The following is a 13,937-nucleotide window of genomic DNA, read 5'->3' on the forward strand; positions in this document are numbered from 1 at the left end:
TCAATGCACTTGTGTTCACTTTTTGTTATCTGTCTAAATAATGAATATCGCAAACGTTTCTTAATTTCTCTGCAGCTTGCTCCGGTGTTAAATCTCTTTGGGGCTCAGCGAGCATCTCGTAGCCAACCATAAATTTCTTGACGCTGGATGAGCGTAGAAGAGGAGGATAAAACACGGCGTGAAGCTGCCAATGGTCACCTGATAGCAATTCGCCATTTTCATCTCGTACAAACGGTGCAAAGTGCCAGCCCATGGAGTAGGGGAATGAGCAACTAAATAAGTTATCATAGCGTATGGTTAACTGCTTTATCGCCAATGCAAGATCTTCACTACTGGCACTATCTAGCTGATCAAAACGTGTAATCGCAATCTTTGGCATTAAAATAGTCTCAAATGGCCAAGCTGCCCAATAAGGAACAACGGCTATCCAATACTCTGTCTCTATCACTGTGCGGCTTCCATCTCGCTTCTCTCGCAAGGCATAATCAAGCAGCAAATTACTAGCATGCTGTTGTTGATAGCGCTTTAGGTTTTTATCTTTACGCTTTACCTCATTAGGAATAAAGCTATTTGCCCATATCTGCCCATGAGGATGGGGTTGTGAGCAGCCCATAACTGCGCCTTTGTTTTCAAATGCTTGTACCCAAGGATAGTGGCGGCTTAATCCTTCTATCTCTGTTTGCCATGTATTAATCACCAAATGGATCTGTTCAACCGTTAACCTAGGTAAACTTTTACTATGATCTGGCGAGAAACAGATCACTTTACTAAGACCTTGAGCACTTTCACTGTGCATAAGTGGATCTGTATTGACGGGGGCATTCGGGGTATTAGGCGATAACGCAGCAAAGTCATTCTCGAAAACAAAGGTTGTTTGGTACTCAGGATTTGTCTCACCATTAACCCTTAGGTTACCAGGGCAAAGAAAGCAACGGGTGTCATAGCTAGCTGATTCTGTTTGTTGCACTTGTTCATCTTGACCCTGCCAAGGTCGCTTTGCTCTATGTGGGGACACTAATACCCAGTCACCTGTTAATGGGTTATATCGTCGGTGAGGGTGTTCTGCAGGATCAAAATCTATCATCTTTATCTCTTTGGATATTGTATAAAGTAATTCTATAGGAATTATGCCTGCAAAAGCGATAGCTAGTTTAAAAATAATTATTAAATTTTGAAGTCAGCAGAAAAGCTATCAAACACCAAATATTAGGGGTTTCTCTATTCCTTGATGATTTTGATAAAAATCATCCGGTATCAGTGTTATAGTTGATCTTTTCGACTTTATTCCAATGGGCTAATTGACATCGTTGACTCTTTAGCACTTGTCTGTTCTGGCAAGGAAGAGTAAATGGGTTATTTGAGTCTTGTGGCTTCTTTTGAGTGATTACTAAGGCGTGAGATTGTTAGAGCTAGAAAACTTTATTAGCAAGGCGATGTTGTTTGATGCTGCAAAACTGCTAACGACTCGGTCCATATTTAAAAATGACTATCGAGAGCCTATCTTGTCCGCACAATTTAGCCAGCATATAGTTGGGGAAAAGACTCGCGATGAAAGTGATATAACCGATAAGGTCTTCGCCGAGCTAGATTGGTCTGCAGGTCCTATCATTGCATCATCTAATACGCATTGTACCTATTGTAAATCGGAAGCGATGCCTTGCGTTCACATTGCGGCTATCGCTATTGATCACCTAGCGAAACTAAAGCCCATCGCGCCCTATCCCAGTGAGAAAAAACGCGCCGACACAGCTGTTAGACTACTTAAAACTGACCTTAGTCAACGTTTTGATCCTTATCCAAATATGGCTAGGCACAGGGTTGTCTATCTGTTGAGTATACGCGGTGAAGTGCTTCACCTTGAAGTGTATAAAGGCTATGTCAGTAAAACCGGCGACTACTCAATTAAAGCCGACTTTGGTTTTGAAATTCTAGCTAGAAGCAGCTTACCTAAGTTTATTTGTCAAACCGATCACTGGTTGTTGGAAAAGCTAAAGGAATTGGCATCCCGTTTATCGGCTGATGAACAGGAGAAGCTGGTTAATAAAGTTTCGCTATCTGTTGAAGCTATTTGTGATGATGAGTTTATATCCCACCTTATGGCAACCGAGCATTGCTTCTGGCAAAGCTGTGATGGCAGTAAGCCACTTAAGATAGAGCATCATAGCTTTAATGATTTTATCGATCATGATTACTTTTATGAGATCACAAAAGACTGCTATTTGGATTTAGCGAGCAATAGTGTAGTACGGCTTGATTCATCTTCGATAGCTAATTGCAGTGATGAATCTCTTGGACAATACATCGTTGATTTAAATGACAAAGAAAGAGAGTGGCAACCCAAACTGAGTGTTTCACGTCATCATCTTGAATTTTCATGGGATGAGCAGCTTCAATTAGAGCTCGACGTGTCTGAGTTTTCGTTAAATAGTAATGGCGAAGACTATCCGCTTGACTTGCTTTTCTCCGTTGCTAATGAGGCGCCACACCTCATAAAAATTGCTGCGGAGTTTAATACACAGCTGGTATCCATACCACTGCTTTCTACGCAGTTTGAATCTGTTGTTTGGCAGCAGTTTACGTTAGGTACACGGCTTTTAACTGGCAGCTTAAGTGAGCAGTTAATCATGCTCAGGCGTCTGATGTTAGCTGGGTGGCTGATTGAACTAAAGCTGAAAAATAGGTTTGATTTAGTTAAACCCCAGCGTTGGTATACGTATGTTGGACAAGCGCTAACGGAAAAGCGCTGGTTTGATCTAGAGCTGGGGGTCGAGTTTGATGGTCGAAAGATTAATTTATTACCTTATTTGGTAAAAGCGATAAGAAAGGGGCTTTTGCAAAATGTCAGTGATAATGAAACGGTATTAATGGAGCTAGATTCTGGCCAAAGGTTGTCACTACCTGCCCAGAGGATTAAGCAAATTCTAGCGGTATTAGTTGAACTGTATGAGGCTAAGCCTCTATCGAATGAAGAAACCTTAACACTCCCAATCCATCAACTAACCAGAATTGCTGAGTTGGCATCATTAGAAAAAATCAATAAAAAAGAGTGGCTTTGGCAAGGTAGTAGTTGGTTACAGAATAAGGCGAGCAAGATGTTCTCCTACCTTGAAAACGAGGCTGAGGGAGTGGTTAAACACCCTGTTGGGCTCAATGCACAGTTAAGAGAGTATCAGTTAAGTGGCGTGAGCTGGCTGCAATTTTTAAAACAGCATGAATTTTCAGGACTACTCGCTGATGATATGGGGCTTGGGAAAACCATTCAAACCCTAAGCAGCATCTTGCTTGATAAAGAGTCTGGTGAGGTAACTCTGCCAAGTTTAGTGATAGCGCCAACGAGCTTGCTTGCAAATTGGCAACATGAGACGCAAAGTTTTGCGCCATCGCTCAAGTTATTACTATGGTCAGGACCAAAGCGACACAAGTTACAGTCTCAAATTTCTGAAAGTGACCTGATACTCACTAGCTACGGTACGTTGCAGCAAGATGCAAAATTTTGGGCTGAACAACATTTTCATCTGATTATTTTAGATGAAGCGCAGATGATTAAAAATGTAAGAAGTCGAATTAATCGTGTGGTGTGCGGGTTATCTGCAAGGCACAGACTTTGCCTGACTGGTACCCCAATGGAGAATCATTTAGGTGAGCTTTGGTCACTGTTTAATTTTCTTATGCCGGGTTTCCTTGGAACCTACTCTCAATTTCAACGTCTTTATCAGATACCGATTGAAAAGGAGCAAGATGATGAGAGGCGCCAAGCATTAGTACAGCGAATTAGCCCATTCATGTTACGTAGAGTTAAGGCTCAAGTCGCCAAGGAACTACCCGAAAAAACAGTTATTAATGAGTATATAAGTTTAACCCAAGCCCAAGGGGATCTATATGAAACGATTCGCTTGACCATGTCTGAAGAGGTGAGAAAGGCTGTCTCTGTATCAGGTATAAAACGTAATCGACTGGCTATTAGTAATGCTTTACTTAAATTACGACAAGTATGCTGCCACCCTCAGTTACTTAAGTTTTCAGCAGGCCAAGAAAACGTTTCACTTGAGCATTCGGAGCGAGCGACTTCAGGTACAGGTCATAGCGAGCATCTCTCACAGGAAACCAGTTCAGGTAAGTTAAACTGGTTAGCTGATAAGTTACCTAATATGGTTGAAGAGGGCAGACGGATCCTGATATTTTCATCTTTTACCAGTATGTTAGATTTAATTGCTGAGCTGCTAGAAAATCTGACTATCGATTTTGTTGAGTTGACGGGTAAGAGCCGTGATAGAGGCCAACTCGTTGATCGTTTTCAGCAACATGAAGTCCCTATTTTTCTTATCAGTCTAAAGGCTGGTGGCGCAGGTTTAAACTTAACGGCAGCCGATGTGGTGATACACACTGATCCATGGTGGAATCCCGCTGCTGAGCAACAGGCTAGTGATAGGGCCCATCGGATAGGGCAAGATAAATCAGTATTTGTATATAAGCTTATTTGTAAAGACACGGTAGAGGAGCGAATTCAGCTTTTACAGCAGACAAAGCAGAACCTTGCTCAGAGTATCTACCAACAAGATGCAAAGCCTGTGTCTGAGATGTCCGGGGAAGATTGGTTATCTCTGCTCAAACCTGTTGGCTTAGAATAGCTATGCCTTACTTTAAAACAGATTCAAGAAACAGATTAAATATATTGATTAAACAGTAGGCCCTTACGCTCCTCTTCATCCTTTTTTAAGATGACAGCAATTTTTAGCTGTAGTTCAGTCTTTAGAAGATCTGCTGATGATTGAGCGTAATCTGTGTCTTGGATCCGTGAACGTGCCTCACTGGTATTAATACTACTAATTTGGTAATTATTCACTCGGCTATCAATGGCGTTACTTTCAGCCCCACCCGCACTTGCCGCATCATCAATAACTACGCTTGCATCATCAATAACTGTTAATGAAGCACTTGGATCACTCGCATCGAGTCCTGAGATAAAATTACTTTGGCCTAATACTTCCTCTGCAATCACATTTATCTCTTCAGTAAGCAGATCAAGTTCAGTTTGAATCGCTTGCTTGTCATATAAAGGATTACCGGCTTGTATTGTTAACTCTCTGGCTCTGACAAGGTTATCTGTAATAGATGAGTATTGGCCTGCCTGAGTATTTAGTATGCTCTGCTCATCTCTTGCATTTCTTGTGCGAATATCAGACTCGTTGATGCTGGACGTTAACCGGTTCGCTATCTGAAAGCCTGCGGGATCATCTGAAGCTTTATTAATCTTTAGCCCAGTACTGAGCCGCTCCATCTGCTCTTTTCGTTTCTCTTGTAGTTTCTCTAAATTACTAAGATTTGACGATTGTGTGCTAGGCAGTTTCATGGCAGCGTCCCTCGATAGTCCTTTGTTAATTATCTAACGCGGCTGTATGAAAAACAAACACTCAAATGCGATTATTTAGAGTAAATAGACTTAAGCGCAAAGCCTTTATCGTCAGAGGTTATAAAAAGAGGCGAGGTTAGCTGTGAATAGGTGAGCTTTGCAAATATGATAAATTGATTATTCACCCTGTAAGGTCACCACGACTCTACGGCTACCACCTGAGTCTCGAGGCTCACATAAGTAGATACCTTGCCAAGTACCTAAGTTTAAACGGCCATTGGTTATAGGAAGTGTAAGAGATGCGCCTAATAAGCTTGATTTAATATGAGCTGGCATATCATCAGGACCTTCATAGGTATGGGTATAGTAATGCTCGTTTTCGGGGGCTAATCTATTGAAGTACCGCTCAAAATCAACACGTACACTGGGATCGGCATTTTCATTGAGTGTCAGGGCTGCAGAAGTATGTTGAAGGTGTATATGAGCAAGTCCCATCGTTAATTTGTTTAACTCTGGAAGTAAACTGATAATTTCATCAGTGATCAAATGAAAACCTCTAGGCTTTGCTTGTAGATTAAACTCTTTTTGAAACCACATAAGCTATTCTTTAAATAGTTGATTTATATAATACAATAATTTGCCGTAATTATTGACCTAAGGCAAATCAAAATACTTTATTTGTTTTACACATTGACAGAGGCGAAAGGGTTAACTTTGGCTAATAAGTATTGTGTAACGCTTTAAATGTCTGACTTGGATAATCATTGATTTATGCTCCAGTGCTGGAACAAGTAGGTGGCAAGGTGTATAACTGGTTTAATAGTATACGGATTTAAGGATTGTAAGGTGAATATATCTCAATGGAGAATATCCTCGTCGGTATTTATATTCTTAATCCTACTCAGTGTTTTTTTGCCTGTTAATCCCGCTAATGCTGAGCCGAGTCTTAATGTTAATGTGCAAAGTGCTCAAGGTGTATCTTTTGAGCTAAATGAGTACCTTGGTAGCGTCGTTTATGTTGATTTTTGGGCCTCTTGGTGTGGGCCCTGTAGAAAGTCCTTTCCTTGGATGAACTCGATGCATAATAAATATGCCGCTCAGGGGTTGAAGATAGTTGCAATTAATCTAGATACAGATCCAAAGCTTGCCAAGCAATTCCTGAAAGAGATTCAAGCATCGTTTGATATAGCTTATGACGCAGACATGCAGGTTGCGAGTGAGTTTGACATTATTGGTATGCCAACGAGTTATCTGTTTAATCGTAAGGGGGAGCTTGTGGCTCAGCATGTTGGGTTTTATCGTGAGGATCACATGAAGTATGAAGCGGAAATAAAGCGTTGGTTAGCTATGGTGGATGATTGACCATCAATGAACCATTAATGTTTTACGCTGTGCATTTAAATTGAATAGATATACGTACGTGGAGCAATATGAAAAAATCATTCATTACCGCCATTTTATGCTGCTTTACTCTTGTTGGTTGTTCAAGCTTAGGGGTCGAGCCTTGGGAACGCGATCAGCTAGCGCGTAAAGATATGGCTCTAGATATTGATAAAATGGATTTAACGATTAACGATCATATCTACTTTAGTAAAGAGGGAACCAGCGGTGGTAGAGCGCTTGCTGGTGGCGGCTGTGGCTGTAATTAAATCTAATACTAAGTTTATTGATGGGTCTAATACTGAGTCCAGTACGCCTTTAATTGTGCCTAAACAGCAAACTCCTCCCCATGGGGCAGTGTTATCGAGTTTATCTGCCGCGAGCTTATCACTGCTCAATGCCACTGCATTACCTGCGCTAGCACAAGAACAATTAGTGGAAAACAATCAAATTAATCAAGCGCAGTTTGGGGCTGGTAAAGTCGGCGCTGATAGTGATATCAAAATTGATACGGCTTTTTTATATTACCAAGAGCTTGATAAGGTGACTGCTGCTGAAGGGATTTTTTATATTGAAAAAATTCAAGGCGACAAACGTAGTTATTCTGGCAAGTTAGTACTTGATACATTAACTGGCGCATCAGCGAATGGCGCTGTGCCACAAGAGGCTGCCCAAACGTTTACACGCCCCTCTGGCAATGGCGAGTATACCATTGCTGCTGGCGCTGAGCCTTTGGACGATACCTTTAAAGATACGCGATTACAGTTAAGTGGTAATTGGACGGAGATCTGGTCACCCACATGGACCTCTGTAAATGGACTCTACTTCTCTAAGGAGTTTGATTACACCTCCATAGGGGCAAATACTGGATTGGAACGCTCTTTTAATAAGAACAACACTCAAGTGTCGTTATCTGCAGCATATTATTATGATGTCGTTAAACCAGTTGGTAACAGACCTGTCCCATTAAGTAAAATGCAATTTAGAAGAGACTTTGAGACAGAAGAGGCTTTTAGAGAGCAGTTTGATAGCACTAGGCAAACGGGAAGCGCTGATAAGCAAACATTTGATTTAAGTTTAGGGTTTACTCAAACTTTAACGCGTTTCTCGCTACTGCAGTTAAATTTAAATTGGTCCACCATTTCAGGCTATATGACCGATCCCTATAAATTGTTAAGTGTGATTGATGAGCAGGGGACGAGCCAATCTTACCTGTATGAAAGCAGGCCTGAAGATCGCACTAAGCAAAGTATTTTTCTCTTAAGCAAGCATGCACTTGTTACTGGTGTTGCCGACATCTCATATCGCCTGAGTCAAGACAGTTGGGGGGTGAGTTCTCATACCTTAGAGAGCCATTATAGGTATAATTTTTCTCCAACAATGTTTGGACAAGTCCACTTTAGGTATTATCAACAACAAGCTGCTGATTTTTATACTCGTTACCTTAATGAAAGTGAGCTGCTCCCTCAGTATGCTAGCGCAGATTATAGGCTAGGTAATTTGAAAGCTTATACATTCGGTATAAAGTTTGGACATCAGATATCAGATACTGGCCTGGCGACTTATCGATTAGAGTATTATCAGCAAAACCCTTTTGATAACGATCAAGCTGCAACTGGCCAGCTTAGTGCACACGACTTATATCCCAGCACTAAGGCTGTTTTTTTTCAAATTGGCTTTTCATTCCTATGACAACGACAACCTTGGCTAAAAGTTTAAGTCGCGAAGCGCTTTATCAAATTACGGGTATCAGTGGTTGCTATAAAGTGACCTTTCACGTTATGGCTAGTCCTTGTGAGTTATTAGTAAAATCTTCGAAGCGACAGCTGGTTAAACAAATGGCTGAGCATGCTGTAACTGAAACCAAGCGTATTGAGTTAAAGTACAGTCGTTTTATTAAAGGAAACATGCTTGATCAGATCAATAGCAATGTAGACCGTTGGCAAAGGTTAGACGAGGAGACAATAGCGTTAATCAGCTTTGCCAAGCAATGTTTTGAACTGAGCGAAGGTTTATTTGATATTACTGCTGGTAGGGTTTTAAAGTTGTGGGCTTTTCATCGAGGCGCTACAGTGCCTTCGCATGAAGCGATAACTCGGTCACTCAAAACAGTTGGTTTTGATGGGTTAAAATTCAATGGCAATCAACTATACATCCCCAAGGGAGTGAGTCTTGATTTTGGAGGGATAGGTAAGGAGTATGCGTGCGATAGATTAGCCCAGTACTTTGCACTTCACTATCCGCAGTTGCCTGTTTTAGTCAATTTAGGCGGAGATATCAGCTGTTCAGTGCTAAACAATACACCATGGAGAGTGGGGGTGGAGTCGCCAGAGCATTTAGACCATGTAGATGAGATCATGACGTTGTCTCAGGGAGCTTTGGCATCAAGCGGCAATAGTAGGCGTTACATTACCCATGAAGGCAAGCGGTATGGGCATATTATAAACCCTGTTACGGGGTATCCTATTATGGGGGGACCACTGTGTGTGACTGTTAAAGCTGGCAATTGTTTAACTGCGGGAATGTTATCTACGATAGCAATGTTACAGGGCCGAAAAGCAGAAGCGTTTTTACAATCTCAAGGGGTTGAATATAAGGTGATTTGGTCTAGCTAAGATCCAAAGGTAAGGCCAGTCTATCCAATACAAGAGTAGAGCTTGTAGAAAATAGTTACCGACAAATAGTGTATTAAAATCTTAAGCAAATCTTAGGTTTGTCACTCGATTTCTTCCGCCACTCTTGGCTCGATATAACGCTTTATCGGCTGCTTTAAATACTTCGTCTGTGCCAAGGTTATGCTCTTTTGTTCTGTCATTAATGCTATCGGCGACGCCAATGCTAACAGTGATATTGACCTTTTTATGTTCACCCACTTGGTGTTGATTATGTTTACCATCCTTATCAAGAATAGGACGCTCATGATGATCTCGTATAATCAGATCATAATCAGCAATGTTTGCCCTTAATTGATTGAGGTAGGGGAGACACTGATTTGAGTTTTTGGCTTTAAATAAGATAACAAACTCCTCTCCTCCGTATCTAAATACCTGTGCCTTACCCCCCGTGTTTTTCATTAACTGGGCAACTAACTTTAATACTTCATCCCCTGTTCTATGGCCGTAATCGTCATTAAATTTCTTAAAATAATCGACATCAAGCATAGCGATAGTATAGAGGCCTGAGATATGTTCCATTTCAATTTCTAACGCTCTACGTCCTTGTAGTTCAGTGAGTTGGTCGATAAAAGCCAGTTCATGGCTGGAGGTAATTATGCTAATGACAAGCAAAATTGCTGCAAATGAAAAGCAGATGGCTGGAATTGAGGGGGTGTCGAAAAGCACTAGCGCCAGTGTTGAAAACAATAGATTGATATAAACGGTATGATCAAAGTTTGAGTTTCTGAATAAGACCATTAAAGCGCTTACCACAGTTAGTACAATCGAAATGATGATTAATAGAAAGGGGGAACTGGACAGTGTTGGTAGTGGTTTTAGATAGGCTGCCCATAACCAGCTAACATGCTTTGCTTCAAGTTGTTCAATGAGTAAAAAACACCACAGCACTTGAAAAATAATGAAGAAAAGATAGTTTAATCCAAAGCGAGATAGTAGACGTTTTTCGGGTAGAAAGTGGATGATAAACAGGTTTAAAGGGAGCGCGAATGCAATTAAATAGTAGGAAAACTTCTGCAGATCATTAATGGTGTCGAAATCAATAAAGTTTTGCATTAAATAGAAACTGATTGCCATTAAAAGCGCAACTAGGCCCGTAGCGCCTTGATTAAAGGGCTGGCTAAGAAAAATAACAATAGACAACATGATAAAGGGAAATGACTCAATAAGCCCTTCATAGGAAGTAAGCATCGCTGAAATGTTATCCAAAGAATAACATAGCAGGATTGCCAATATTAATGGGAAGAGCACTCGAAACGGAGCACTTCTAATGATTACAAATGATGACATTAACGCTTTCCCTAGTCAGTCTCAATTTTTACATCACTGTATATTTGAATCTATGTTCATGTTGTCGTTTTTATAAGCCATAGTTGAGTATAGTTGTTGTTTGTAAAACAGCCAGTGTTCATCGCTATAGCTTAATAGTTGATTTTACTTATTTTTGTAAGATGCACCTGCTTAACAAGTGCTCGTAACACTCGATGCATGCTTTTTTTAATTGGGGGTCAACGTCATGGTTATCAAATCGCTGTTGAGTGTTAGGGTGTAATTTATTTGACATTGAATCTATTATCGGCTGATTGCAATCGAGTTGTAACTCCTCTGATAAACATTTAATCCCCAGTTTTGCATTGCTGCACAGTGATTCATAGCCGATGAGTTTAATGTTAGGCAACCTAGAAAGGTGAGTAAACGCGGCCAGCCAATAGGCAAGCCAGTAATTTAATTCAGAGAATTGGTGACCGCCGATAAAACGCTTAAGCTTTGGGAAGGCAATGGGTTTATGTAAGGCCCCAAACTCATAATGGCCAATACTTTTCATATATATTTTTGAGAAATGGCTGTCACGGTGAAGAGTACTAAAGTGATTATGTTGACGGAGTAACGAGATCGCTTGCTCAAAGGGGTCCCTAAATGGCACTAGAATGATTGAATCTGGGTAGAGGGAGCTGATCACTTTTGTTCTCGCAATATTAGCATTATTCTTACTTATGTATCTGCTTGCACTACCATTCTCTTTCATACGAACAGCGATAATTTTTTTTATCTGTTTATGCAATAAAGTTTGAAGCTTATCTTTTGCATCAAGACATAATGGAATCGTACTGTGTTTATAATCAGAGGGGGCCGCTAGTTTCCAAATGACCTCTTCAAAAGCCTCTGGGCTGTCGGTATTAACCACAATGCCATCAAGATGTGAACGCTCTTTTTTTATACCTGCATGATGAAATCTATGGGAAAATTTCTGCCAAAGATAAGGAGTCAATATAAATGGCATATCACGATAATGATAAGTGGCAAGTGACGGATGTGTATTCAGTGCTTCAAGTAGAATCGTTGTACCTGCTCTTGGAAGAGAGCAGATAAAGATAGGTTGCTTTACTTTGATATTTTTCCAGCGCTCTTCAAAGAGCGAGTTTTCTATGTCTGCCAGTATGTTTTGCAATGAGGATGAGCTGAAGGCGAGTTGGTGAACTTTTTGTTCTAAAAATGAGTAGTTTTGATCTTTAATCATGATCGCCACCTTTATTCAGTTGTTTGATAATCAAAGAGGCTGTAAAGGGGATAATTAAGATTACACAGGTAATAATGAATATATCTAGCCTAAAGATGAATAACTGAAACTTTTCGAAAGAAAGCAATGAAACTTGAGTGCCAATAAGGACTGGTATGGCGCTTGATAACAGTGCCAATGCCAATTTAGAGACAATTATGATTAGTTGTTTTATGAGTGCCAAACTAGATTTCTGGCATGCTAGTTCTTTAGCTTCATCTGGTTGCTCTTTATCTGAGATTACTTGGTAAGTATCTTTGACAAGGTTAATCACCACTTCGAATTGATTGGTGATTTTAATGTAGACAAAACATAAGCTAAATAAAGTAACTGAAATAATATAAAAAAATAGCTCCATGGCTTAGTCGTCCAAATTATGGCGATTTCTAGCTTCATTATTGTTTATCTGTTCAGGTTGCTTTTGTTGTTTTTTGGCTGTTATGAGTCGCTTTATTGGATACCAGATAAAGCCAAGTATGAGCAATAAAAGAGCACCGACAAATGCGATGACAGAACCTAAGACTGAAAGGCCTGTCCCTGGGCCCACGTACGCTTCTACAGAAAATGGGAGAAGGGGGATGATAAGAAAAAATATTTTTAATAAGTTCATCATAGTAACCTCAAATATTAAATTTGCTGTTTAGGTTCACACTGCCAATCATTCACTTGAAAGTAATCACTTTCAACTCTCTGAGAGATAGCAATCAAAGATGCCATATCATTGTTATAGGGTAATATGTATTGCCAAACTAACTCTCCAGATGAAGTGACTTCAAATACACGGCCCGCTCGGCTTTCAGAAATTAGTCTATTGTTATTTTCAAGACCTTGATGGCTACCCATTATGTTAGTAAAAAATGATGGCGAATCTTCAGTCGGGTATAGAATTCTTGTCTGGTTTGTCGCAGGGTCTAGCTCTACAATATTACTCCCTGCTGGCCTGTTGAAAGCGACCTCTACGACACTGTTATTAAAGACAACTATATTACCTTCAATGGTGATATCAGGATCATGTTGGCTCACCCAAGGGCCGAAGTGACGCCACTTAATTTTGCCTGTAAATTGATCTAAAATAGTGAGCATATGCATCTGTCGGATAGAGATTAAAAGATCGCCCTCATTCACATTGTTAATTTTTCTTGCTAATGCGGGGGTGACTATCTCAATATCATTGATATGGGTAAGATCAAATGGTTTCGACTTTAAGGAGCTGACCACCGCAGCCTCCCAACTGGCTTGATATATGGCTTCAAGCATAGAAAACTCTCTTAGTATGTTGCCCTCATTATCGATAAGTAATATGAGGTTTTCATAGCCAAAAAATGTGTCTTGCTCCCTATTATTAAGATGATCTTTAGTTATACCGGCAAATAGAAGGTGCTCTGGAATATCTTCAATATCTCGGTGAGCAGGGATCCAGAAATTCCCATCAGTAGTTTGGGTTACAGAGTGATGTGTACGTCTATTTACGGTCCAGATCACATTTGAACATTTGTCTAATTTTGCCGACCCTTTACCCCCTACATTTACTATGATTGACCCATCAGGTAAGGCAACAAACCCTTGAGTATGTGTATAAAGTTCAGATACAGGCCTGAAGCTCTCGCTCAGGTGATCAGGGGTAGGCCAAATATCAAAAAAATTTACATCCCAGCGATGTATTTCGTTACCATTCATGTCTATCAGTTTGACTTGTGGGCCTCCAGGCATGGTCCCTTGTAAAAGGGTATAGCCAGTATACGCCTTATCAAGGTTATAACTTTTCACACCATCTCCTGGATAGACAATAGGCTCTAAAAGTCGGGGAGTTGAGGCGGTATACCTGTTCCATAGCCCCTGAGTATCGGCCACAGCAGTAAAGATGAAAGTAAAAGGTTGCCACTGGTTTAATGCGAACAGACCACCAAGCAAAAAGCAGCTGATTAAAACCGCGAGGTTAAATAGTGTTCGAGCAATAATTATGCTTCGGATAGCCATT

At 40.5% G+C, this 13,937-nt stretch carries 13 protein-coding genes; 5 read left to right on the forward strand and 8 right to left on the reverse strand.

The window, feature by feature from the left end; genetic code table 11:
* Positions 1-25: 25 nt before the first annotated feature.
* Positions 26-1,084 (reverse strand): UDP-glucose--hexose-1-phosphate uridylyltransferase, encoded by a 1,059-nt coding sequence (locus tag BM736_RS09515; RefSeq protein ID WP_076411285.1) that lies wholly within the window; start codon positions 1,082-1,084, stop codon positions 26-28.
* Positions 1,085-1,394: 310 nt separating this feature from the next.
* On the opposite strand from BM736_RS09515, the gene BM736_RS09520 reads away from it, so the two are divergent.
* Positions 1,395-4,628: a DEAD/DEAH box helicase gene (locus BM736_RS09520; RefSeq protein ID WP_256717772.1), complete on the forward strand. Its 3,234-nt coding sequence runs from the start codon at positions 1,395-1,397 to the stop codon at positions 4,626-4,628.
* Between the two features lie 35 nt (positions 4,629-4,663).
* Here the strand turns inward: BM736_RS09520 and BM736_RS09525 are convergent, their stop codons facing one another.
* Both BM736_RS09525 and BM736_RS09530 read right to left on the reverse strand, forming a co-directional pair.
* Positions 4,664-5,350, reverse strand: a complete 687-nt coding sequence (locus tag BM736_RS09525) for a flagellin (protein ID WP_076411289.1) — start codon at positions 5,348-5,350, stop codon at positions 4,664-4,666.
* A gap of 177 nt (positions 5,351-5,527) precedes the next feature.
* The gene (locus BM736_RS09530) at positions 5,528-5,947 is read right to left on the reverse strand and encodes a secondary thiamine-phosphate synthase enzyme YjbQ (RefSeq protein WP_076411291.1); all 420 of its coding nucleotides are present in this window, start codon (positions 5,945-5,947) and stop codon (positions 5,528-5,530) included.
* 249 nt (positions 5,948-6,196) lie between these two features.
* Between BM736_RS09530 and BM736_RS09535 the strand changes: the two genes are divergently transcribed.
* From BM736_RS09535 to BM736_RS09550, 4 genes are all read left to right on the forward strand, one after another.
* Entirely contained in the window at positions 6,197-6,712 is a 516-nt protein-coding gene (locus tag BM736_RS09535) for a TlpA disulfide reductase family protein (protein ID WP_372828623.1), read from the forward strand.
* Positions 6,713-6,780: 68 nt separating this feature from the next.
* On the forward strand, positions 6,781-6,999 hold the full coding sequence (locus tag BM736_RS09540; RefSeq protein ID WP_076411293.1) for a DUF4266 domain-containing protein: 219 nt from the start codon (positions 6,781-6,783) through the stop codon (positions 6,997-6,999).
* A complete protein-coding gene (locus tag BM736_RS09545) occupies positions 6,986-8,422 on the forward strand; it encodes a DUF3570 domain-containing protein (RefSeq protein WP_256717773.1) in 1,437 nt (478 codons plus the stop codon). Before BM736_RS09540 ends, BM736_RS09545 begins: the two co-directional genes overlap by 14 nt.
* Positions 8,419-9,345: an FAD:protein FMN transferase gene (locus BM736_RS09550; protein ID WP_256717774.1), complete on the forward strand. Its 927-nt coding sequence runs from the start codon at positions 8,419-8,421 to the stop codon at positions 9,343-9,345. The genes BM736_RS09545 and BM736_RS09550 overlap by 4 nt, the downstream gene beginning before the upstream one ends.
* Before the next feature lie 81 nt (positions 9,346-9,426).
* On the opposite strand, the gene BM736_RS09555 is transcribed toward BM736_RS09550, so the two are convergent.
* From BM736_RS09555 to BM736_RS09575, 5 genes are all read right to left on the reverse strand, one after another.
* Positions 9,427-10,692 carry a GGDEF domain-containing protein gene (locus tag BM736_RS09555; RefSeq protein ID WP_076411295.1) on the reverse strand — a complete coding sequence of 422 codons (1,266 nt, stop codon included), beginning with the start codon at positions 10,690-10,692 and terminating at the stop codon, positions 9,427-9,429.
* Between the two features lie 148 nt (positions 10,693-10,840).
* Positions 10,841-11,920, reverse strand: a complete 1,080-nt coding sequence (locus tag BM736_RS09560; protein WP_076411297.1) for a sulfotransferase — start codon at positions 11,918-11,920, stop codon at positions 10,841-10,843.
* Positions 11,913-12,317: a hypothetical protein gene (locus tag BM736_RS09565; RefSeq protein WP_076411299.1), complete on the reverse strand. Its 405-nt coding sequence runs from the start codon at positions 12,315-12,317 to the stop codon at positions 11,913-11,915. Before BM736_RS09565 ends, BM736_RS09560 begins: the two co-directional genes overlap by 8 nt.
* 3 nt (positions 12,318-12,320) lie before the next feature.
* The gene (locus tag BM736_RS09570; protein ID WP_083700018.1) at positions 12,321-12,572 is read right to left on the reverse strand and encodes a hypothetical protein; all 252 of its coding nucleotides are present in this window, start codon (positions 12,570-12,572) and stop codon (positions 12,321-12,323) included.
* A 14-nt stretch (positions 12,573-12,586) separates the two neighbouring features.
* A complete protein-coding gene (locus BM736_RS09575) occupies positions 12,587-13,936 on the reverse strand; it encodes an arylsulfotransferase family protein (protein ID WP_076411301.1) in 1,350 nt (449 codons plus the stop codon).
* Position 13,937 lies beyond the last annotated feature (1 nt).

This window comes from Shewanella sp. UCD-KL12 (genome assembly GCF_001957125.1).
Classification (GTDB): Bacteria; Pseudomonadota; Gammaproteobacteria; order Enterobacterales; family Shewanellaceae; genus Shewanella.

Excerpts from the sequence above, each read along its gene's own strand:
- BM736_RS09515 (WP_076411285.1), bottom strand. The coding sequence starts at position 1,084 with ATGATAGATTTTGATCCTGCAGAACACCCTCACCGACGATATAACCCA.
- BM736_RS09525 (WP_076411289.1), bottom strand. The coding sequence starts at position 5,350 with ATGAAACTGCCTAGCACACAATCGTCAAATCTTAGTAATTTAGAGAAA.
- BM736_RS09530 (WP_076411291.1), bottom strand. The coding sequence starts at position 5,947 with ATGTGGTTTCAAAAAGAGTTTAATCTACAAGCAAAGCCTAGAGGTTTT.
- BM736_RS09540 (WP_076411293.1), top strand. The coding sequence starts at position 6,781 with ATGAAAAAATCATTCATTACCGCCATTTTATGCTGCTTTACTCTTGTT.
- BM736_RS09550 (WP_256717774.1), top strand. The coding sequence starts at position 8,419 with ATGACAACGACAACCTTGGCTAAAAGTTTAAGTCGCGAAGCGCTTTAT.
- BM736_RS09555 (WP_076411295.1), bottom strand. The coding sequence starts at position 10,692 with ATGTCATCATTTGTAATCATTAGAAGTGCTCCGTTTCGAGTGCTCTTC.
- BM736_RS09560 (WP_076411297.1), bottom strand. The coding sequence starts at position 11,920 with ATGATTAAAGATCAAAACTACTCATTTTTAGAACAAAAAGTTCACCAA.
- BM736_RS09565 (WP_076411299.1), bottom strand. The coding sequence starts at position 12,317 with ATGGAGCTATTTTTTTATATTATTTCAGTTACTTTATTTAGCTTATGT.
- BM736_RS09570 (WP_083700018.1), bottom strand. The coding sequence starts at position 12,572 with ATGATGAACTTATTAAAAATATTTTTTCTTATCATCCCCCTTCTCCCA.
- BM736_RS09575 (WP_076411301.1), bottom strand. The coding sequence starts at position 13,936 with ATGGCTATCCGAAGCATAATTATTGCTCGAACACTATTTAACCTCGCG.